Raw genomic sequence first — 19,567 nt, 5'->3', positions numbered from 1 at the left:
CGGGTTTTTTTGCCTGCGATTTGACGAGCGCCCGGGCTTGCCGCGGCGCAAGCGCTGGAAAGCAACGCATGCACCGGGGAGTCAGCCTTTGACGCGCGCCAGCGGGAACAGCCGCTTGAAGTTCTCGCTGGTCTGCTCGGCAAAACGCTCGTAGGTCTCGCCGCGCAACATCGCCAGAAACTCGGCCACTTCACGCACGTATTGCGGCAGGTTCGGCTTGCCCCGATAAGGGATAGGCGCCAGGTACGGCGAGTCGGTCTCGACCAGCAGCCGGTCGGCGGGCACTTTACTGGCGACGTCCCGCAACGCGTCAGCATTGCGGAAGGTGACGATGCCGGACAGCGAAATATAAAACCCCAGATCCAGCGCAGCCTTGGCCATGTCCCAGTCTTCGGTGAAGCAATGCAACACACCCGCTTGTGGCAAAGCGGCCTCGCGCAACAGCGCCAAGGTGTCGGCCCGCGCTCCGCGGGTATGAACGATCACCGGCTTGCCGGTCACTTTGGCCGCTTGCAGATGAAGCCGGAACGAGGCCTGTTGCAACTCGGCAGCCTCAGGTTCGTAGTGATAATCCAGACCGGTTTCGCCGATGGCCACCACGCGCGGATGATTCAGCTCGCCGAGCAGCCACTCCAGTGCAGGCGCCTCGCCGGGCTTGAGGTCAAGGGGGTGAATGCCGACCGAGCAATCAACGTCGTCGTAACGGTCGGCCAACGCTTTTACGGCGCTGGCGTTGTCAGCGCTGACGCCGATGCACAGGAAGTGCCCGACGCCCCGCTCTCTCGCCGCTTGAAGGGCGTTGTCGAGGGAGCCGTCGTGGGCGCTGAGGTCGAGGCGGTCAAGGTGGCAATGGGAATCTACAAGCATGGCGGCGGGGGCAACTTACATCGTGTGGGTAGGACGGTCGGACTTAAGCGCTCCGGCCAGGTAGTTTTCAATCATATTGCGCGCGGTGTTGTCGCCATCGTTGAACTGCACCCCAACGCCAGCGGCGCGGTTTCCCTGAGCACCCTTCGGGGTGATCCAGGTGACCTTGCCCGCGACCGGAATCTTTTCAGGCTCGTCCATCAGGTTGAGCAGCATGAACACTTCATCGCCCAGCTTGTAGCTTTTGCTGGTGGGAATGAACAGGCCGCCGTTTTTGATGAACGGCATGTACGCGGCGTACAGGACGGACTTGTCCTTGATGGTCAGGGACAGAATGCCGTTTCGTGGACCTGGACTCAGTGGCACGCTCATCTCGTTTCCTCAGGCAATGCATGATGTCATGCAGATGGCCAGTCTAACCCTGTCCGGTCAGGCCTGCCCACTGCACCAATAACGCTTCGAGCAACAAAACCCGGTTGAGGTTCGCTTTTGACATGACCTTCTGGCGCTGCAGCAGGACCCAGTCCTGTATCGCCAGCACATTGCGCCGGGAAGATTTCTGCGCCAGGTACTGCACTACCTTGCGCATGTCGGCCAAGCCCAAGCCATCTTCATCCTGGGTCAATTGATAGCGCAGGATCAGGCTTGACCAGTCGCAGAACCAGTCGAACAGCAGCAACAACGGGATGTCTTTCCAGCCTTCGGCCAGCTGGGTCGGCGATTGCTGGCCCTTGAGCAGCTTTTTAACACCGTCGACCACCAACGCCCGTTGCTCATGAACGCCCTGGGCCTGCAGCTTGACCGCCACCAGCGGCGAACCGGCCGCGAGGGTCAGCAGATCGGCGCGTTCCTGTTCGGTGCAATCGGGCAGTGCATCGGCCAGCCAGGCGATGCTCATGGCATCGCTGGGCAAAGGACACGCCTGTTGCACGCAACGGCTCTTGACCGTGGGCAGCAGCCGACTCGGCTGATGGCTGACCAGCAACAGGACGGTGTTGCCCGAAGGCTCTTCCAGGCTTTTCAGCAGGGCGTTAGCGGCGTTGATGTTCATCGCCTCGACCGGTTCTATCAGCACCACTTTGCGCCCGCCCATCTGCGCGGTCTGCACCACAAAGCTGACCAGGTCGCGCACTTGATCGACCTTGATCGCCTTGTCGGCTTCTTCAGGCTCCAGCACGTAATGGTCAGGGTGACTGCCGGCCGCCAGCAGCGAGCAGGATTTGCATTGGCCGCAGGCCTCCAAGCCTGCCGGGCGCTGGCACAGCAGCAGGTACATCAAACGCTCGGCCAGCGCCCGCTTGCCGATACCGGCCGGGCCGTGCAGCAAATAGGCGTGAGCATGCTGCTTGCGGCCTGCCAGTTGCTGCCACAGGCCGTGCTGCCAGGGATAGGCTTCAGCCATGCCGGCGAGCCGCCAGCAGAGCGATCAGGTCGGGGACCAGAACATCGAGGGACGCCTGAACGTCAGTCAGCGGCAGCGACGCGTCCACCAGGCGATAACGCTCGGGGGCGGCGGCCGCACGGGACAGGTACGTGCTGCGGACAGCGTCGAAGAACGCCCGGCCTTCTTGCTCGAAACGGTCCAGCTGACCCCGAGCGGACGCGCGCGCCAGGCCGATTTCGATGGGCAGATCGAATACCAGGGTCAGATCCGGACGCAGCGCACCCTGGACGAAATCCTCCAGCACGGCGATACGCTCGATGGGCAGGCCTCGGCCGCCTCCTTGATACGCGTACGTGGCATCGGTAAACCTATCGCAAAGCACCACGGCCCCTCGCGCCAGCGCCGGGCGAATCAGCGCGGCGAGGTGCTGCGCGCGGGCGGCGAACATCAGCAGCAGTTCGGTATCCACGAACATCGGCTCGTCACCGGGCGTCAACAGCAGCTCGCGGATGCGCTCGGCTAACGGCGTACCACCGGGCTCACGGGTCAGGACGACATCAATGCCCTCATTGCGCAGCCGTTCGGCAAGGTACTCGCGGTTGGTGCTCTTGCCCGCGCCTTCGGGGCCTTCCAGGGTAATAAACAAGCCGGTCACGGGCAGTCCTTGGTCAGATTCATGGCGAGAGTGCTCGCGGTTGTCATTTGCCGGGGTCATTGGCTGGAGCCGAAGGCGTTTCAGCGTCTGTCTGCGGTTTCGGCGAGTGCTCGCTCGCGCTCGGCTCTACAGACTTGGACACAACTGACTTAGTCTCTGCAGCGTTGGACTCTGTCGGCTGCGCATCAGTACGTTGTGAATCCAGGGGCTCCTGTTCGGATGCGGGCTTATCGAGGGAATCAGCCGGCGCCGCCGGTGCGACGACCGGCGCCGGGCTGGAACGATAATCCGCGCGACGCTTGAGCTGAAACTCCTTCACCGCCGCGTTGTGCGCATCCAGATCGGCGGAGAAAACGTGACTGCCGTCTCCTCTTGCCACGAAGTACAGGCTGTTGCCGGCCACCGGGTGCATCGCCGCATGGATCGCCTCGCGCCCGACCATGGAAATCGGCGTTGGCGGCAAGCCGGAGATGACATAGGTGTTGTACGGCGTAGCCTCTTTCAGCAACGCCCGGGTGATTTTGCCGTTGTACCGGTCGCCGAGGCCGTAAATGACGGTCGGATCGGTCTGCAGCAACATGCCCTGTTGCAAGCGACGCACGAACACGCCGGCAATCTGGCCGCGCTCCTGAGGCACGCCGGTTTCCTTTTCCACCAGCGACGCCATGATCAGCGCCTGGTAGGCATCGGTATACGGCACATCGGCAGCGCGTTTCTCCCACTCTTCCTGGAGCACTTCATCGAGGCGGTTGTAGGCTTGTTTGAGCAGCTCGACGTCGGTCATGCCGCGCACGTAGCGATAAGTGTCCGGGAAAAACCGGCCTTCGGGGAAGACGTCCGGATGGCCCAGCTTCGCCATCAACTCGGTGTCACTGAGCTCGCTCGCTGTTTGCTCCAGCTTGACCTGCCTGGCCAGCGCCGCGCGCACCTGACGGAATGTCCAGCCCTCCACAAGGGTGACGCTGTACTGCACCACTTCACCTTTTTGCCAGAGATCGAGCAGCGACTCGGCGTTCATGCCCGGCACCATGCGGTATTCGCCGCTGTGCAGCGACTGGCCCTGCAGATTGAAGCGCCAGTACAAACGCAGCCAGAACGCATCCTTGATGACACCGTCGGCCTGCAACCGATTCAGCACGCCGGTTGGCGAAGAGCCCGCCGGCACATCCAGCAGTTTTTCCTGGGTGAGATTGAGGGACTGTTGCAGCGCGCTGCTCTGCTGCCAATAAGCCACACCCAGCAACAGCCCCGCCAGAACCACACCTGTTTCCAGCAAGACGAGTAATTTTCGGATCACGAATCAGATATCCAGAAGCCCGCGAACAAGGTGTTGGAGTTTACGGGTCAGCGGCCCAACCGGCCAGTTCAGATGCTCGACGCCGCGTACCGGCCAGATGCCGTACAGGCTGTTGCAGACGAACACCTCGTCGGCCTTTTGCAGGTCGGACATCTGCAGGTCAAGCTCACGGGCCGGCATGTTCTCGCGCTCCGCCAGCGCCAGGATCTCGGCCCGCATCACACCGGCCACGCCGCAGCGGCGCAGGTGCGGCGTCAGCAACACCCCGGCCTTGACCATAAACAGATTGCTGTACACCGCTTCGACGATGCGCCCTGACACGTCCCGCATCAGCCCTTCGGCGTACTCGGCACTTTGCCATTCGCCACGAGCCAGGACTTGCTCAAGGCGACTGAGGTGCTTGAGCCCGGCCAGCAGCGGCTGCTCGGCGAGGCGGGTCTGACAAGCGAACAGTTTGATGCCCTGCTCTGCATGGCTTTCAGGGTAAGCCGGCAGCGGGCCCCCTTGGAGGATGCGTCGCGGCAGCGCGTCCGAAGCGGGGGCATAACCACGCACACCATCGCCCCGGGTGACGATGAGCTTCATCACGCCTTCACCCAGATGGGCGGCGAATCGGCGGCATTCCTGCTCAACCAGCGCCAGATCCACGTTAAGTGCCAGGCGCTGCGCTCCCAGCGTCAGACGCTGCAGATGACGGGGGAAGAGCACTGGTTGCCCGGCCTTGACGAGGACGGTCTCGAAGAGACCATCGCCGTACGCCAGACCCCGATCCTTGACGGCAACGGAGTCAGCAGCAAGGCCATCGATCCAGCTCGCAATCATTCGGTGTACCGGCGGAAGACCAAGGAACCGTTGGTGCCACCAAAACCGAAGGAGTTGGAGATCACCACGTCGATCGGCATCTTGCGCGGCTCGTGGGGAACGAAGTCCAGGTCACAGCCTTCGTCCGGCTCATCGAGATTGATTGTCGGTGGTGCAACCTGATCCCTGATTGCCAGGACGCTGAAAATCGCTTCGATCGCACCGGCGGCGCCCAACAGGTGGCCTGTCATCGACTTGGTCGAACTGACGGCCAGTTTGTAGGCGTGTTCGCCAAACACCTTCTTGATGGCGCTGACTTCGGCCAGATCGCCCGCAGGCGTCGAGGTGCCGTGGGCATTGATGTACTGCACCTCATCCGGATGAACCTTGGCGTCACGCAGAGCATTGGTGATGCAGCGCGCGGCACCGGCGCCGTCATCCGGCGGTGAAGTCATGTGAAACGCATCGCCACTCATGCCGAAGCCGATCAGCTCGGCGTAAATGGTCGCGCCCCGCGCTTTGGCGTGCTCGAGTTCTTCGAGGACCATGGCGCCGGCACCGTTGGACAGCACAAAGCCGTCACGGCCTTTGTCCCACGGACGGCTGGCGCGCGCGGGCTCATCGTTGCGGGTGGACAGCGCGCGCGAAGCGCCGAAGCCGCCCATACCCAGGCCGCAGGCCGCCATTTCAGCGCCGCCGGCAATCATCACGTCGGCTTCGTCGTACGCGATGTTGCGCGCGGCCATGCCGATGCAATGGGTGCTCGTGGTGCAGGCAGTGGCGATGGCGTAGTTGGGACCCTGTGCGCCGAGGTGGATCGACAGGAACCCGGAAATCATGTTGATGATCGACCCCGGCACGAAGAACGGGGAAATCTTGCCAGGACCCTGCTCATGCATCAGCCGGCTGGTGTTTTCAATGTTGGTGAGGCCCCCGATGCCCGATCCCATCGCCACGCCGACGCGCTCGCGATTGGTGTCGTTGATCTCGATACCGGAGTTGCGCACGGCCTGAAAGCTGGCAGCCAGCCCGTACTGGATGAACAGGTCGAGTCTGCGGGCCTCTTTGGCCGACAGGTATTCCTCGACGTTGAATCCCTTCACCGAACCGCCGAAGCGGGTGGTGTACTGGGACAGGTCCGTGTGTTCGATAGGCCCAATGCCACTCTGGCCAGCCAGAATGCCTTGCCAGGTGCTCGGCACATCCGTGCCCAAAGGCGTCAGCATACCCATACCGGTGACCACGACGCGTCTACGCGACACAGGACTCTCCTTTCTTCTATTGATGAAACGCTGCCCTATTCAAAGAAAAAACCGCACGCCAGGGGCAGTGCGGTTTCTCCAGGACAGCAAACTACGATTACAAAATCTTACGCCTGGTGGGCAGTAACGTAATCGATAGCGGCTTGTACGGTGGTGATCTTCTCGGCTTCTTCGTCAGGGATTTCGGTCTCGAATTCCTCTTCCAGAGCCATTACCAGCTCTACGGTATCAAGGGAGTCGGCACCCAGGTCTTCAACGAAAGAAGCACTGTTGGTGACTTCCTCTTCCTTGACGCCAAGTTGTTCGGCAACGATTTTCTTGACGCGCTCTTCGATGGTGCTCATACCGTGTTTTAACTCCTAGTGGACAAATTCAGGCAGCTGGCCGATGGGTAAGTGTATAGAAGAGGTTTTGCGCATTTCAAGCTAAACGCAATTCCCGCTACGCCCAACAGCCCTCTACCCCTTAAAAGATTTCAGCTTTATAACGGATTTTAGACAGCCCGTATGACATTTTTTCGATACGACCGGTCACATGTACATGCCGCCGTTAACGGGGATTGTAGCCCCGGTCACGTAGCCTGCACCTTCTGAGGCAAGAAAAGCGACAACATGCGCGATCTCTTCTGCCTGCCCCAGTCGGCCCAGAGGAATCTGTGCCGTCAGGGAATCACGTTGCGCTTCTGGCAGCTCGCGAGTCATGTCGGTGTCGATGAAACCCGGCGTCACCGAGTTGACCGTCACTGCGCGCGACCCGACTTCACGTGCCAGAGCACGGCTGAAGCCTTCCAGACCCGCCTTGGCGGCTGCGTAGTTTACTTGACCTGCGTTGCCCATGGCACCCACCACCGAACCAATGCTGATGATCCGACCCCAGCGCGCCTTGGTCATCCCGCGCAGAACGCCCTTGGACAGGCGAAACAGACTGCTCAGGTTGGTGTTGATGACGTCATGCCACTCGTCATCCTTCATGCGCATCATCAGGTTGTCACGGGTGATACCGGCATTGTTGACCAGGATCAACGGCGCACCCACGCGCTCGGTGATCTGGGCGAGCGCAGCGGCAACGGATTCGTCACTGCCCACGTCCAGCGCCAGGCCGAAGCCTTCGATGCCGTTTTCCTTGAAATAAGCGGTGATCTTCTCGGCGCCGGATTCGGACGTCGCTGTGCCCACAACGGTAGCGCCGTTACGACCCAGTTCAAGGGCGATCGCCCGGCCAATGCCTCGGCTCGCGCCGGTGACAAGTGCAACTTTACCCTGACTCATGCAGGCGTCTCCTAATCAGGCCAGCGCCGCACGAGCGGCGGCGAAGGCGTCTGGGGTATTGAGGTTGTAGGTGGCCACGCCATCGGCGCAACGCTTGTTCAATCCGGCAAGCACCTTGCCCGGGCCGCATTCGACCAGTTGCAGGGCGCCCTGGGCTGCCAGCGTCTGGATCGATTCAACCCAGCGCACTGGCTTGTAGAGCTGCTGCAGCAGATCGGCTTTAAGGGTATCGAGGTCGGACACGACACCTGCGGTGACGTTCTGCACCAGCGGAATCTGCGGCACCTGCCAGTCAATGGCAGCGATCGACTCGGCGAAGCGTTCCGCCGCCGGGCGCATCAGCTCGCAGTGCGAGGGCACGCTCACCGGCAACGGCAAGGCACGCTTGGCGCCCTTGGCCTTGCAAACATCGATGGCGCGCTCAACGGCGGCCTTGGCACCGGCGATCACGACTTGTCCGGGTGAATTGAAATTCACTGCACTGACCACCTCGCCCTGAGCCGCTTCGGCACAGGCGGCAATGACCACCGCATCGTCCAGGCCCAGAATGGCCGCCATGCCCCCTGCCCCGCAGGCACAGCTTCCTGCATCAACTGACCACGACGCTCGACCAGCTTCACCGCATCGGCAAGGGTCAGGCTGCCAGCCGCAACCAGCGCGCTGTACTCACCCAGACTGTGGCCGGCGACATACGCCGGGCGCACGCCGCCTTCCGCCAGCCACAGACGCCACAAGGCGATCGACGCGGTAAGAATGGCAGGCTGGGTTTTATCGGTCTGATTGAGGCTTTCTTCCGGGCCCTGCTGGGTCAGCGCCCAGAGGTCATAGCCCAGAGCATCGGAAGCTTCTTTGAACGTTTCCAGCACCAGCGGATGCTGCGCGCCCAGCTCGGCCAGCATGCCGAGGGACTGCGAGCCTTGGCCCGGAAAGACAAATGCGACGGAAGCAGACATTAACAAGCCCCTGATTATTGTCGTCAAAATGAGCGTCCGGCGGGCCGAACGCGAAGTAATTCAATGTGTTGCGATGGACAGTTGGATGACCACTCGGTCACAGGCGTCACATTCTAGCCCAAGACTCGGATCGAAGCCCTAAAGCAGATCCTCAAGACGACCGCGCAAGCGCTGTGGCAGGTTTTCCTGAATCTCGATGAGCGCCCGCTGTATCGCGCTCTGGAAACCCTGGGCATCGGCCGAGCCGTGGCTCTTCACCACAATGCCCTGCAGACCCAGAAAACTGGCGCCGTTGTGCCGCGCGGGCGCCAGATCGGCCTTGAGTCTGCCGAGCACAGGCCTTGCCATCAAACCCACCAGCCGCGACAGCAGGTTGCGGCGAAACAACCGCTCGATCCGCTCGCCAATCATCAACGCCAGGCCTTCGCTGGATTTCAGCAGCACATTGCCGACGAAGCCGTCGCAAACCACCACATCCGCCTCACCCCGATAGAGGCCATCGCCTTCGACAAAGCCGATGTAATTCAGCCCCGGCGCAGCCTGCAACAAACCGGCAGCCAGCTTGACCTGCTGATTACCCTTGATGTCTTCGGTGCCGACGTTCAGCAGTGCGACTCTGGGTCGCACCACGCCCAGCGCCTCTGCCGCCACCGAACCCATCACGGCGAACTGGTAAAGATGCTCGGCGGTGCAATCGACGTTCGCGCCCAGATCCAGCAACTGGCAATAACCACTGCGTGTCGGCATCGCGGCCACCATGGCCGGGCGGTCGATGCCCGGCAGGGTTTTCAACACAAACCGGGACAGCGCCATCAAGGCGCCGGTGTTGCCTGCACTGACACAGGCGTGGGCCTTGCCTTCGGCGAGAAGTCCCAGCGCGACGCGCATCGACGAATCAGGCTTGCCGCGCAAGGCCTGGGACGGGCGCTCATCCATGGTGATGACTTCGCTGGCGTGCACAACGCGCAGGTGTGAGCGATCGACACCGGAGTGGCGTGCGATGAGTTCTTCAAGAAGGGAGGATTGACCGACGAGGGTCAGGTGTAGCGAGGGTGTAGCAAGCAGGCAGGCAATGCTGGCCTGAACAATGTTGCGGGGACCGAAGTCCCCGCCCATTGCGTCGATCGCGATGACCGGAGCAGACAAGAAATTACTCGTCAGCGCCCTTGTCGATCACTTTACGGCCACGGTATACGCCTTCTGGCGATACGTGGTGACGCAGGTGAACTTCACCGGTGGTTTTTTCTACAGACAGGGTGCTAGCCTCGAGAGCGTCGTGGGAACGACGCATGTCACGGGCAGAGCGGGATTTTTTGTTCTGCTGAACAGCCATAATTGATTAACTCCTAAACGTTTGGGTCACGCTTTAACTGCGCCAATACACTGAACGGGTTGGACCGCGTTACCTCGTCCTCGCTCGGTTCGGACTCGTTGAGGTCCGCCGGCGGCTGGCATTCTTTCGGATCATGAGTTGGAACAATGGGCAAGGCGAGCAGAAGCTCATCCTCGATCAAAGCCAGCAGATCCATGGGATCTTCGCCGAGTTCCAGCACGTCATAGCCTTTCGGCAACGACTGGGTGTTTGCACCCTCCTTCACCACCGCATAACTGCATTCGCTGTGGATCGGAAAGGTGACCAGCTCAAGACAACGCTGGCAAACCATTTTGACTTCGACGTCAATTGCACTGTGGATAACCACAGCGCGCTGCTCGTCTCGCTCAAAAACGAATTTCGCCTGCACCGTACCGAGATTGTCAGCAAGCGGGTCGCAGAGTCTCTCCAAATCAGCCAGCAGCATCTCTCCCTGAAGAGTAGTGCCACGATCAGCTAATTTGCGCGGGTCAACGTGAGGTGGAATCGGGTCATTCAACATAGGCGCAGCATTCTAGGGACGACCCTTGCGACTGTCAAAGGAAATTCAGGCCTGTTCGCAACCTGAGCCGCTGATTACACTCGACTTTCATGTTACGGAGCACCCCATGCTGCCTCTACTCCTTGCTTCCAGCTCGCCCTACCGCCGCGAATTGCTCGATCGCCTGCGATTGCCGTTCGTCTGTGCCTCACCCGACATCGATGAAAGTCGTCGCCCAGACGAACCGGCCGTCGATCTTGTGACCCGCCTGGCGCGCGAAAAAGCCATGGCACTGGCTGACCAATTCCCCGACCACTTAATTATCGGGTCAGACCAGGTGGCCGTGCTTGGCGAACAGGTTCTCGGCAAGCCCCACACGTTCGAGCGCGCGCTGGAACAGCTGAAGGCGAGCAGCGGCAACAGCGTCAGCTTCCTCACCGGGCTTGTGCTCTTCAATAGCCGCACGGGTCAGGCCCAGGTTGATTGCGTGCCCTTCACCGTCCACATGCGCCAGTTGGACGACGCTCGCATCAGCCGCTACCTGCACGCCGAACAACCTTATGACTGCGCCGGCAGCTTCAAGGCCGAAGGACTGGGCGTCAGCCTGTTCCGCCGCACCGAAGGCCCGGATGCGACCAGCCTGATCGGCCTTCCTTTAATACGCTTGGTGGACATGCTGATAAACGAGGGCGTCGAACTGCCCTGACCTCGCTAAAAACCGATACGAAAAGCCCGACCATCGGCCGGGCTTTTCATCACACATCAAGACTGTCGCGATCAGCGCAGAGACGGCCCAGTGAAGCCTGCCCACATCGCGATCTGCTCAGCGACGCTGGCGCCCATCTTTTTGGAGAAACGATCAAACGGCGACTCTTTAACCGTGTAATCGACCAGGTCTTTCTCGCCGATGATATCGCGCGCCACATAGCTGGCACTGCCAAGCCCATCGATCAGCCCCAAGCCCACCGCCTGCTCGCCCGTCCAGACCAGCCCCGAGAACAACTCCGGATGGTCCTTGTCCTTCAGGCGATCACCGCGACCCGCTTTGACGCTGGCGATGAACTGGTTGTGAGTGGTGTCCAGAACACCCTGCCAGAACGCAGTCTCGTCAGGCTTTGGCGGCTGGAACGGGTCAAGGAAGGCCTTGTGCTCGCCCGAGGTATAGGTACGACGGTCAACACCCAGCTTCTCCATCGTGCCGACGAAACCGAAACCGGCCGCCGTGACACCGATCGAACCCACCAGACTGGCCTTGTCGGCATAGATCTGGTCGGCGGCGCTGGCAATGTAATACGCACCAGACGCCCCGAGATCAGTGATCACCGCATACACCTTGATGTTCGGCTTTTGCGCACGCAATCGTCGGATTTCATCGTAGATGTAGCCGGACTGCACCGGACTACCGCCCGGGCTATTGATACGCAGAATCACGCCCTTGGTTTTTTCGTCCTCGAACGCTGCCCGCAGGCTGCCAACGATATTGTCGGCACTGGCGGCCTCGGTGTCGGCGATCATGCCCTTCACTTCGATCAGCGCCGTGTGACTAGTGCTGCGCGAGGCGCCCTTGCCGAAATCCATGAGCGGCGAAAACAACGCCAGCGCGCCGAACAGATAAAGAAAGGTCAGGGACTTGAAAAAGATTCCCCAGCGTCGCGACCTGCGCTGCTCCTGCACACTGGCGAGCAGGGTCTTTTCCAGCAGTTTCCAGCTTTTTGCATCCCCTGCGTCGTCGCGCTCTGGCGAAGACGGAGATTTCCATTCGTCCGACATAGATCAGTTACCCCAACAACGAAGTTTCAGCAGTCCGCGCACCCAACCAGGTGCGCAATTCGGAAAAGTGCTCGATCGCCAGACGCGGCTGATATTGAAGCAGAGAGCCTAGCGCTTGCGCGCCGTACCCGACAGCCACTGAATCCATTCCGGCGTTGCGAGCCATGAGCAGATCGAACGAAGCATCGCCAATCATCAGCGCCTTTTCAGGCCTGACGCCGCAATGCCGCAGGATTTCATTCAGCATCAGCGGATCCGGCTTGCTCGCCGTTTCGTCCGCTGCGCGGGTGGCGTCGAAGAAGTCGGTCCAGCCGTGGGCCTTTAACACTCGATCCAGACCACGCCGGGCCTTGCCGGTGGCGACCGCCAGGCGATAGCCTTCGGCACGAAACGCCTCCAGCGACTCATGCACACCGGCAAACAGTTTAGAAGGCTCAACGTCCATGGCCATGTAACGGTCGGCGTAGTGCTGCCGGAACTCGATCAGGTCATTGGCCGTGATGTCCGGGTACAAGGTGCGAATCGCTTCCGGCAAACCCAGACCAATAATGCCCTTGATGGCTGCATCATCACGTACCGGACGATGGGCAAGGTGCGCGGCGGCTTGCATCGCGTCGACAATACGACCGATAGAGTCGGACAGCGTGCCGTCCCAATCGAAGATCAGCAGTTCGTAATCAGGGCGCAAGCAGCAGTCGCTCCACGGTCTTGGCCCACATCTCGTCGACGGGCGCTTCGAGTTTCAACTCGCCACCGTCCGGCAGAGGCACGGTCAGGGCATAGGCATGCAGGAACAGACGCTTGCCGCCGAGATCACGAATTTCGCGGCTGAAATCTTCATCGCCGTACTTGGGGTCACCGGCGATGCAGTGGCCGGCATGTAAGGCGTGGACACGAATCTGGTGGGTACGGCCGGTAATGGGCCGGGCTTCGACCATGGTGGCGAAGTCGCCGAAGCGGCGCAGGACCTTGAACAGAGTCAGCGCCTCCTTGCCCTCCTCATTGACCTCGACCATGCGCTCGCCGGAGCGAAGATTGCTCTTGAGCAACGGTGCCCGGACCTGCTTCTGCGCGGTCGGCCAGTTTCCGCGGACCAGCGCCATATAACGCTTGTCCACGCCGTCGCCGCGCAACTGTTCGTGCAGGTGTCGCAACATGCTGCGCTTTTTGGCGATCATCAGCAGCCCGGAGGTGTCACGGTCCAGACGGTGGACCAGTTCCAGCTCCTTGGCGTCGGGACGCAGCTGACGAAAGGCTTCGATGACGCCAAAGCTCAAGCCGCTGCCACCGTGAACCGCGATGCCTGCGGGTTTGTTGAGGACGATCAGGCCTTTGTCTTCATGGACAATGGCGGCCTCAAGACGCTGCAGCAAACCCTGGGCAACCGGCACAGGTTCGTCGCGCTCAGGCACTCGAACGGGTGGGACGCGCACGACATCGCCCGCCTGAAGCTTGTACTCGGGCTTGATCCGGCCCTTGTTCACACGCACTTCGCCCTTGCGCAAAATGCGGTAAATCAAGGTCTTGGGAACGCCCTTGAGGTACGTGATCAGAAAGTTATCGATGCGCTGACCGGCAAATTCCGGCGCAACCTCTACCAGCCGGACGCCGGGGGTTGGGGGGTGAGATTTGTCATGGCGCAAATCATAACAATTTTTTATGGATTTGAAGCACTTAATGATTGCTGCTATAGTCGCGAACGCCGCCAAAAGCGGCCTGGACAGCGGACAAACGGTATGACAGCCGGCCCTGTTCAACGCAATTCACGAGGGCGCGAGGCCGTCCTACGGGGCTTTCGGTGACAACGGAAGACATGCGAGCGTAACGAGCGCAGGTGACATGAGGCCTGAAACAAGCCCGATCGCAGAGTGAGTCACTCGCCATCGAGGCCCACGTTCAAGGCCAGTTCACAAAGTGCAGTCGCTGGCAGTCGCACCGGGCGAATGCTTCGGAAACCATGCCTTATTTGAGCCATGACGCGCGAACTTCCCCTGGAAGATCGCGATAAATGCAACCCGCTGCGGATTCAGCGCGCGGCAGCACCCGAATTATCAGGGATACGTGTGGGGTGGAGACGCACAACCGTCGGACTGTGTAGCACAAGGCTTTATTCAAGACGCTTCATATCGTCCGCTACCGATGGTTGATTCCTCCTCCTGACAAAGCTTTTGCTGACAGGGTGTCATTTGTCACCACAGCAAGCAGGAACGTCGTCGCGACTCGGCCCCGCTGGCCGAACCTCGTTAGACACTGGAGTGTTCAAGCACTCCTGACGTGCCCTGACACCGACCGTGAGAAGTCGTGTGTGCCGAACGCCGTTTCCGGCAGCCCGGAAACCGACGGTACTACATGAAAAGAATGCTGATTAACGCAACTCAACCCGAAGAGTTGCGTGTTGCGCTGGTAGACGGCCAGCGCCTCTACGACCTGGACATCGAATCCGGGGCCCGCGAACAGAAGAAGGCCAACATCTATAAAGGCCGGATCACGCGTATCGAACCCAGCCTTGAAGCCGCGTTTGTCGACTTCGGCTCCGAGCGTCACGGCTTTCTGCCGCTGAAAGAAATCTCCCGCGAATACTTCAAGAAGTCGCCCGAAGGCCGCGTCAACATCAAGGACGTCCTGAGCGAAGGCCAGGAAGTCATCGTTCAGGTCGAGAAAGAAGAGCGTGGCAACAAGGGCGCTGCCCTGACCACATTCATCAGCCTCGCAGGCCGTTATCTGGTCCTGATGCCGAACAACCCTCGCGCCGGCGGCATCTCGCGTCGTATCGAAGGCGAAGAGCGCAACGAACTGCGTGAAGCGCTGAACGGCCTGATCGCCCCTGCCGACATGGGTCTGATCGTTCGCACTGCTGGCCTTGGCCGCAGCAGCGAAGAAATGCAGTGGGACCTCGATTACCTGCTGCAACTGTGGACCGCGATCAAAGAGGCTTCCCTCGACCGCTCCGCGCCGTTCCTGATCTATCAGGAAAGCAACGTCATCATCCGCGCCATCCGCGACTATCTGCGCCAGGACATCGGCGAAGTGCTGATCGACAGCGTCGAAGCCCAGGAAGAAGCGCTGACCTTCATCCGTCAGGTGATGCCGCAGTACGCCAGCAAGATCAAGCTCTACGAAGACAGCGTTCCGCTGTTCAACCGCTTCCAGATCGAAAGCCAGATCGAAACCGCCTTCCAGCGCGTCGTCGAACTGCCTTCCGGTGGCTCCATCGTCATCGATCCGACCGAAGCACTGGTGTCCATCGACATCAACTCGGCGCGCGCCACCAAGGGCAGCGACATCGAAGAGACCGCCCTGCAGACCAACCTTGAAGCGGCTGAGGAAATCGCCCGTCAACTGCGTCTGCGCGACATCGGCGGCCTGATCGTCATCGACTTCATTGACATGACCCCGGCCAAGAACCAGCGCGCCGTGGAAGAAAAGGTCCGTGAAAGCCTTGAGGCGGACCGTGCCCGTGTTCAGGTCGGTCGCATCTCGCGCTTCGGCTTGCTGGAAATGTCCCGTCAGCGTCTGCGTCCCTCCCTGGGCGAGAGCAGCGGTATCGTTTGCCCGCGTTGCAACGGCACCGGCATCATCCGTGACGTTGAATCGCTGTCGCTGGCGATCCTGCGCCTGATCGAAGAAGAAGCCCTGAAAGACCGTACGGCCGAAGTGCGCGCTCAGGTGCCGATCCCGGTCGCTGCGTTCCTGCTCAACGAAAAACGCAACTCGATCACCAAAATCGAACTGCGCACCCGCGCTCGCATCATCATTCTGCCGAACGACCATCTCGAGACCCCGCACTTCGAAGTGCAGCGTCTGCGTGATGACAGTCCGGAAGCCCACAGCCTGCAGACCAGCTATGAAATCGCTGCCGCTGCTGCTGAAGTGGAAGAAGTGGCGCCGCCTGCCGCCGCCACCCGCACCCTGGTTCGTCAGGAAGCGGCAGTCAAGACCGCCCCGGTCCGTGCCAATGCACCGGTTCCGGTTGAAGCCGCTGCGCCGGTCGCTGTTGCGCCTGCACCGGTCGCCCATGAGCCAAGCCTGTTCAAGGGCCTGGTGAAATCGCTGGTCAGCCTGTTCGCTTCCAAGGAAGAGCCTGCTGCTGTCGCGCCTGCCGCCGTGGTTGAAAAACCGGCTACCGAGCGTCCTGCGCGCAATGACGAGCGCCGTAATGGCCGTCAGCAGAGCCGCAGCCGTAACGGCCGTCGTGACGAAGAGCGCAAGCCGCGTGAAGAACGCGCGCCGCGTGCCGATCGCGAAGAACGCGCACCCCGTGAAGAACGTGCCCCACGCGAAGAGCGCGCGCCTCGTGAAGAGCGTGCACCGCGCGAACCGCGTGAAGAAACCACGGCACCGCGCGAAGAGCGTCCGGCCCGTGCACCACGGGAAGAGCGTCAGCCACGTGCTGGACGTGAAGACCGCAAGCCGCGTGAAGAGCGTGTGCGTGAACTGCGTGAGCCGATCGACGCCGCACCGGCGGTCAACCTGCCCCGCGAAGAACGCCCTGAGCGAGCTCCGCGTGAAGAGCGTCAGCCACGTGCACCGCGTGAAGAGCGTCAACCGCGCGCTGAACAGGCTGCAGTGGCTGCCGAAGACGAAACCCTGCTGACCACCGAAGAGCAACAGGATGACAACCAGGAGCACGCCGAAGGCGATCGCCCTCGTCGTCGTTCACGCGGTCAGCGTCGTCGCAGCAACCGTCGCGAGCGTCAGCGTGATGCCAATGGCAATGAAATCGAAGGCAGCGAAGGCGTAGAGGGTTCGGAAGGTTCTGAAGCCAACGACGGCGAAGGCAGCGAGCGTGGTCATGAGTCCCATGACGAAGTGCACGCGAACGCTGACCGTGGCAACGTCGCCGCCAGTGCAAGCGTCGCGGCGGTAGCGGAGCGCGTTATCAGCGCCACTGCCGAAGCCGATGCCCACCGCCAGGCTGAACGCGCCACCGCATCCGTTGACGCAAGCGCGACTGACGCTGCACCGGCCGCTCAGGCTTTCGAAGCAGCGCCAGAAGCCCCGGTCGTCGAGGCCCCTGCACCTGAAGCCAAGCGTTCGGTGATGCCGGAAGTTGAAGTGGCCACATTCGACGCCTCGCTGAGCCCGTTCGAACGTCAGGTGAAAGCAGCCGCTGAAGCCGAATCGACCGACACGCCAGCCAGTGCCGAGTCTTCGGTCGCTGTTGAAGCGCCAGCGGTTGTGGAAGCCCCGGCGTTTATGCCGACTCCTGCACTGGTGCATGAGGCGGTTGAAGTAGCCGTCGCTGAGCCGGTTCACGTCGTTGAGCCTGTTAAAGCCGAGCCTGTTCAGGCTGCCGAGCCTGCCAAAGCACCTGAGCTCGTTCAGATCACTGAACCGGCTCAGGCTGCAGAGCCAGAGCAAGCCAAGGCGCCGGAAATCGAGGCACCGAAAGTCGTCGAACCCGTTGCTCAGCAGCCTGGGGCCGCTGAACCGGTCATCGCCCCGGCCGTCGAAGCAGCCGCTCAGACCGCAGCACCGGAAATCGTCGCCGCGCCAGTGGCGGTCGAACCTCCTCAGGCGCCGGTTGCAGAACCGGCCAAAGAAGAAACACCTGCGCTGCCGGTTGCCAGCAATGGCCGTGCACCGAACGATCCTCGTGAAGTGCGTCGCCGTCGTCTGGAAGCCGAGCGTCAGCAGAAGGAGGCGCAAGCCTCGGATGAGCCTAAACCGCTCGTTTAATCGGCTGTAACCAAAAAGCCCCACCTGTGTGAACAGGTGGGGCTTTTTTATGCCTGCCGTCTAGGGGACCTGAGGTTATGCGGAGTGTGAGATCAGCGCGGTTGAAAGGTCAGCGCAGCGGGGACGTCCACGTCCCACAACACGCCCGGGTCGTCGACCTCGATCTCCTTGATCCGCGCGCCCTGGAATAACCTTTTGGCGCCCTTCTCCCCGCCAGCGCCATGAGCGCCGGCCCGAACGCACGACCAAAAGCGACTGGGTGCCCATACTTTCCGCCATGGAGCGGTACGCTGATGGCGTTGTCCTCCACCGAACGGGCCACACGTTCGAGGGTGTGAGGATCAATGAAAGGCATGTCGCCCAACGCAATCAACCAGCCGCGATGGGCGGGCTCGGCCGAAACGGCTGCGGCGATGCTGTCGCCCATGCCGGGGGAATCCAGTACCACCACTTCATAGCCATGGCGCAGGCCCAACTCGGCAACGCTGCAGTAATCGGCTCGGGTCAGCAGGACGGTCTTATCGGCCAGGGGGCTGACGGTGACAAGCACCTGCTCCAGCACAGATCGCTCCGTGCCGTCACGCCCGAGGCATTGCGCCAGAAGCTTGTTACGGTGGTCACCGGCAACTGCGCGGTATCGGCTGCCGTGGCCCGCCGCCAGCACGATCGCGCATAGGGTTTCACTCATGGTTAACCCTCTCACTGAATAGCGACTAAGTGACGCTCAAACCGGAGGACACGCCCCGATCAATAGAGGTTGGGTTCCATTTCCAGCGCAACACCGAAGCGCTCGAGGATGTCCGCCTGAATCCGCTGCGCCAGAGCGAGCAATTGCTCGCCCGATGCCTGGCCATAATTGACCAGCACCAGCGACTGCAGCGCATGAACCCCTGCGTCGCCGTCACGGAAGCCCTTCCAGCCCGCCTGCTCGATCAACCAGCCGGCCGCCAGCTTTACCTGGCCATCGGCCTGAGGGTAGCCGACGACGCCAGGGTGCGTAAGTTTGATGGCAGCCACACGCTCGGCGGACACCAGCGGGTTCTTGAAGAAGCTCCCTGCGTTGCCCAGCGTGGCGGGGTCCGGCAGTTTTTCGCTGCGAATGGCGCAGATCGCCCGGCTCACGTGCATCGGCGAAGGCTCTTTGATGCCCTGCTCTTCCAGGCGCTGACGCACCGGCCCGTAATCGAGGTGAAGGGTCGCCGAGTAGCTGAGCTTGAAGCGAACACGCAGGATCAGCCAACGGTTTGGCTGACGCTTGAATAAGCTGTCGCGGTAGCCGAACTCGCAGTCGGCCAGGACAAATTCCCGCAGCTCGCCGCTGTGCCGATCAATCGCGGTCAGGCTGTGAAAAACATCCTTGAGCTCAACGCCGTAAGCGCCGATGTTTTGCATCGGTGCAGCGCCGACGGTGCCGGGGATCAGGCTGAGGTTTTCCAGCCCCGCCAACCCCTGGGCGAGTGTGTCCAGCACGAACGGATGCCAGGGCTCGCCCGCCTCCGCTTCGACAATGGCGCCGTCGCAATCCTCGTGAACGATGCGGATGCCACGGCAGGCCATGCGCAATACAAGGGCATCGACGTCACGGATCAGCAGCAAGTTGCTGCCGCCGCCGATGACCATCAACGGCACGTCGTGGCGGGTCGAATACGCCAAGGCCTCGCGTACGTCGTCGTCGCTGAACGCCTCGGCAAAGCGCCGGGCGCGGACATTTACGCCGAACGTGTTGTAGGGCTTGAGAGACACGTCGTGTTGCACATTCAGCGTCATGGATGCGTCCG

Annotated in this window: 18 protein-coding genes and 2 pseudogenes; 2 read left to right on the top strand and 18 right to left on the bottom strand. The window is 61.3% G+C overall.

What is annotated here, in order from left to right; all coding sequences use genetic code 11:
* Positions 1–81: 81 nt before the first annotated feature.
* The 13 genes and pseudogenes from JN403_RS12485 to JN403_RS12425 all read right to left on the bottom strand — a co-directional run bounded on the left by JN403_RS12485 (position 82) and on the right by JN403_RS12425 (position 10,361).
* Entirely contained in the window at positions 82–867 is a 786-nt protein-coding gene (locus JN403_RS12485; RefSeq protein WP_205487149.1) for a TatD family hydrolase, read from the bottom strand.
* Positions 868–882: 15 nt separating this feature from the next.
* On the bottom strand, positions 883–1,239 hold the full coding sequence (locus JN403_RS12480; protein WP_037011754.1) for a PilZ domain-containing protein: 357 nt from the start codon (positions 1,237–1,239) through the stop codon (positions 883–885).
* 43 nt (positions 1,240–1,282) lie between these two features.
* Complete coding sequence (locus JN403_RS12475; RefSeq protein ID WP_205487148.1) at positions 1,283–2,269, bottom strand: DNA polymerase III subunit delta'; 987 nt, start codon at positions 2,267–2,269, stop codon at positions 1,283–1,285.
* Positions 2,262–2,906: a dTMP kinase gene (gene tmk / locus JN403_RS12470; protein ID WP_205487147.1), complete on the bottom strand. Its 645-nt coding sequence runs from the start codon at positions 2,904–2,906 to the stop codon at positions 2,262–2,264. Before tmk ends, JN403_RS12475 begins: the two co-directional genes overlap by 8 nt.
* A 43-nt stretch (positions 2,907–2,949) precedes the next feature.
* Positions 2,950–4,203 carry an endolytic transglycosylase MltG gene (gene mltG, locus JN403_RS12465; protein ID WP_205487146.1) on the bottom strand — a complete coding sequence of 418 codons (1,254 nt, stop codon included), beginning with the start codon at positions 4,201–4,203 and terminating at the stop codon, positions 2,950–2,952.
* Between the two features lie 3 nt (positions 4,204–4,206).
* Positions 4,207–5,022, bottom strand: a complete 816-nt coding sequence (pabC, locus tag JN403_RS12460; RefSeq protein ID WP_205487300.1) for an aminodeoxychorismate lyase — start codon at positions 5,020–5,022, stop codon at positions 4,207–4,209.
* Positions 5,022–6,266 carry a beta-ketoacyl-ACP synthase II gene (gene fabF / locus JN403_RS12455; RefSeq protein ID WP_205487145.1) on the bottom strand — a complete coding sequence of 415 codons (1,245 nt, stop codon included), beginning with the start codon at positions 6,264–6,266 and terminating at the stop codon, positions 5,022–5,024. Before fabF ends, pabC begins: the two co-directional genes overlap by 1 nt.
* A 107-nt stretch (positions 6,267–6,373) precedes the next feature.
* A complete protein-coding gene (gene acpP, locus JN403_RS12450; RefSeq protein WP_016973676.1) occupies positions 6,374–6,610 on the bottom strand; it encodes an acyl carrier protein in 237 nt (78 codons plus the stop codon).
* 186 nt (positions 6,611–6,796) lie between these two features.
* Positions 6,797–7,534: a 3-oxoacyl-ACP reductase FabG gene (gene fabG / locus JN403_RS12445; RefSeq protein ID WP_037011760.1), complete on the bottom strand. Its 738-nt coding sequence runs from the start codon at positions 7,532–7,534 to the stop codon at positions 6,797–6,799.
* A gap of 15 nt (positions 7,535–7,549) precedes the next feature.
* Positions 7,550–8,487 (bottom strand): annotated as a pseudogene (gene fabD / locus JN403_RS12440) (ACP S-malonyltransferase).
* Positions 8,488–8,625: 138 nt separating this feature from the next.
* Entirely contained in the window at positions 8,626–9,633 is a 1,008-nt protein-coding gene (plsX, locus tag JN403_RS12435; protein WP_205487144.1) for a phosphate acyltransferase PlsX, read from the bottom strand.
* 4 nt (positions 9,634–9,637) lie between these two features.
* Positions 9,638–9,820, bottom strand: coding sequence for a 50S ribosomal protein L32 (gene rpmF, locus JN403_RS12430; RefSeq protein WP_003179396.1), 183 nt, complete (start codon positions 9,818–9,820; stop codon positions 9,638–9,640).
* Between the two features lie 13 nt (positions 9,821–9,833).
* Positions 9,834–10,361 carry a YceD family protein gene (locus JN403_RS12425; protein ID WP_065993122.1) on the bottom strand — a complete coding sequence of 176 codons (528 nt, stop codon included), beginning with the start codon at positions 10,359–10,361 and terminating at the stop codon, positions 9,834–9,836.
* 106 nt (positions 10,362–10,467) lie between these two features.
* Between JN403_RS12425 and JN403_RS12420 the strand changes: the two genes are divergently transcribed.
* Positions 10,468–11,046, top strand: a complete 579-nt coding sequence (locus JN403_RS12420) for a nucleoside triphosphate pyrophosphatase (protein WP_205487143.1) — start codon at positions 10,468–10,470, stop codon at positions 11,044–11,046.
* Between the two features lie 71 nt (positions 11,047–11,117).
* Here the strand turns inward: JN403_RS12420 and JN403_RS12415 are convergent, their stop codons facing one another.
* Genes JN403_RS12415 through rluC form a run of 3 tightly spaced genes read right to left on the bottom strand, consistent with a single transcriptional unit; the run spans position 11,118 to position 13,753 of the window.
* Positions 11,118–12,110, bottom strand: a complete 993-nt coding sequence (locus JN403_RS12415) for a S49 family peptidase (RefSeq protein ID WP_205487142.1) — start codon at positions 12,108–12,110, stop codon at positions 11,118–11,120.
* A gap of 7 nt (positions 12,111–12,117) precedes the next feature.
* On the bottom strand, positions 12,118–12,798 hold the full coding sequence (locus JN403_RS12410) for an HAD-IA family hydrolase (RefSeq protein ID WP_205487141.1): 681 nt from the start codon (positions 12,796–12,798) through the stop codon (positions 12,118–12,120).
* A complete protein-coding gene (rluC, locus tag JN403_RS12405) occupies positions 12,788–13,753 on the bottom strand; it encodes a 23S rRNA pseudouridine(955/2504/2580) synthase RluC (RefSeq protein WP_205487140.1) in 966 nt (321 codons plus the stop codon). The genes JN403_RS12410 and rluC overlap by 11 nt, the downstream gene beginning before the upstream one ends.
* A gap of 715 nt (positions 13,754–14,468) precedes the next feature.
* Between rluC and rne the strand changes: the two genes are divergently transcribed.
* Positions 14,469–17,789: a ribonuclease E gene (gene rne, locus JN403_RS12400; protein WP_205487139.1), complete on the top strand. Its 3,321-nt coding sequence runs from the start codon at positions 14,469–14,471 to the stop codon at positions 17,787–17,789.
* Positions 17,790–17,881: 92 nt separating this feature from the next.
* On the opposite strand, the pseudogene JN403_RS12395 reads toward rne, so the two are convergent.
* Positions 17,882–18,477: pseudogene (locus JN403_RS12395) on the bottom strand (nucleotidyltransferase family protein).
* 59 nt (positions 18,478–18,536) lie between these two features.
* Entirely contained in the window at positions 18,537–19,556 is a 1,020-nt protein-coding gene (murB, locus tag JN403_RS12390; protein WP_205487138.1) for a UDP-N-acetylmuramate dehydrogenase, read from the bottom strand.
* Positions 19,557–19,567 lie beyond the last annotated feature (11 nt).

This window comes from Pseudomonas sp. 15A4, from assembly GCF_016925575.1.
Lineage (GTDB): Bacteria > Pseudomonadota > Gammaproteobacteria > Pseudomonadales > Pseudomonadaceae > Aquipseudomonas.
This window is presented reverse-complemented; position numbering and strand designations above follow the sequence as displayed.

Bases quoted from the DNA above. Each gene is read 5' to 3' on its own strand.
- JN403_RS12475 (WP_205487148.1), bottom strand. From the start codon at position 2,269: ATGGCTGAAGCCTATCCCTGGCAGCACGGCCTGTGGCAGCAACTGGCA.
- JN403_RS12415 (WP_205487142.1), bottom strand. From the start codon at position 12,110: ATGTCGGACGAATGGAAATCTCCGTCTTCGCCAGAGCGCGACGACGCA.
- JN403_RS12420 (WP_205487143.1), top strand. From the start codon at position 10,468: ATGCTGCCTCTACTCCTTGCTTCCAGCTCGCCCTACCGCCGCGAATTG.
- murB (WP_205487138.1), bottom strand. From the start codon at position 19,556: ATGACGCTGAATGTGCAACACGACGTGTCTCTCAAGCCCTACAACACG.
- rpmF (WP_003179396.1), bottom strand. From the start codon at position 9,820: ATGGCTGTTCAGCAGAACAAAAAATCCCGCTCTGCCCGTGACATGCGT.
- fabG (WP_037011760.1), bottom strand. From the start codon at position 7,534: ATGAGTCAGGGTAAAGTTGCACTTGTCACCGGCGCGAGCCGAGGCATT.
- rne (WP_205487139.1), top strand. From the start codon at position 14,469: ATGCTGATTAACGCAACTCAACCCGAAGAGTTGCGTGTTGCGCTGGTA.
- JN403_RS12425 (WP_065993122.1), bottom strand. From the start codon at position 10,361: ATGTTGAATGACCCGATTCCACCTCACGTTGACCCGCGCAAATTAGCT.
- acpP (WP_016973676.1), bottom strand. From the start codon at position 6,610: ATGAGCACCATCGAAGAGCGCGTCAAGAAAATCGTTGCCGAACAACTT.
- JN403_RS12480 (WP_037011754.1), bottom strand. From the start codon at position 1,239: ATGAGCGTGCCACTGAGTCCAGGTCCACGAAACGGCATTCTGTCCCTG.
- JN403_RS12485 (WP_205487149.1), bottom strand. From the start codon at position 867: ATGCTTGTAGATTCCCATTGCCACCTTGACCGCCTCGACCTCAGCGCC.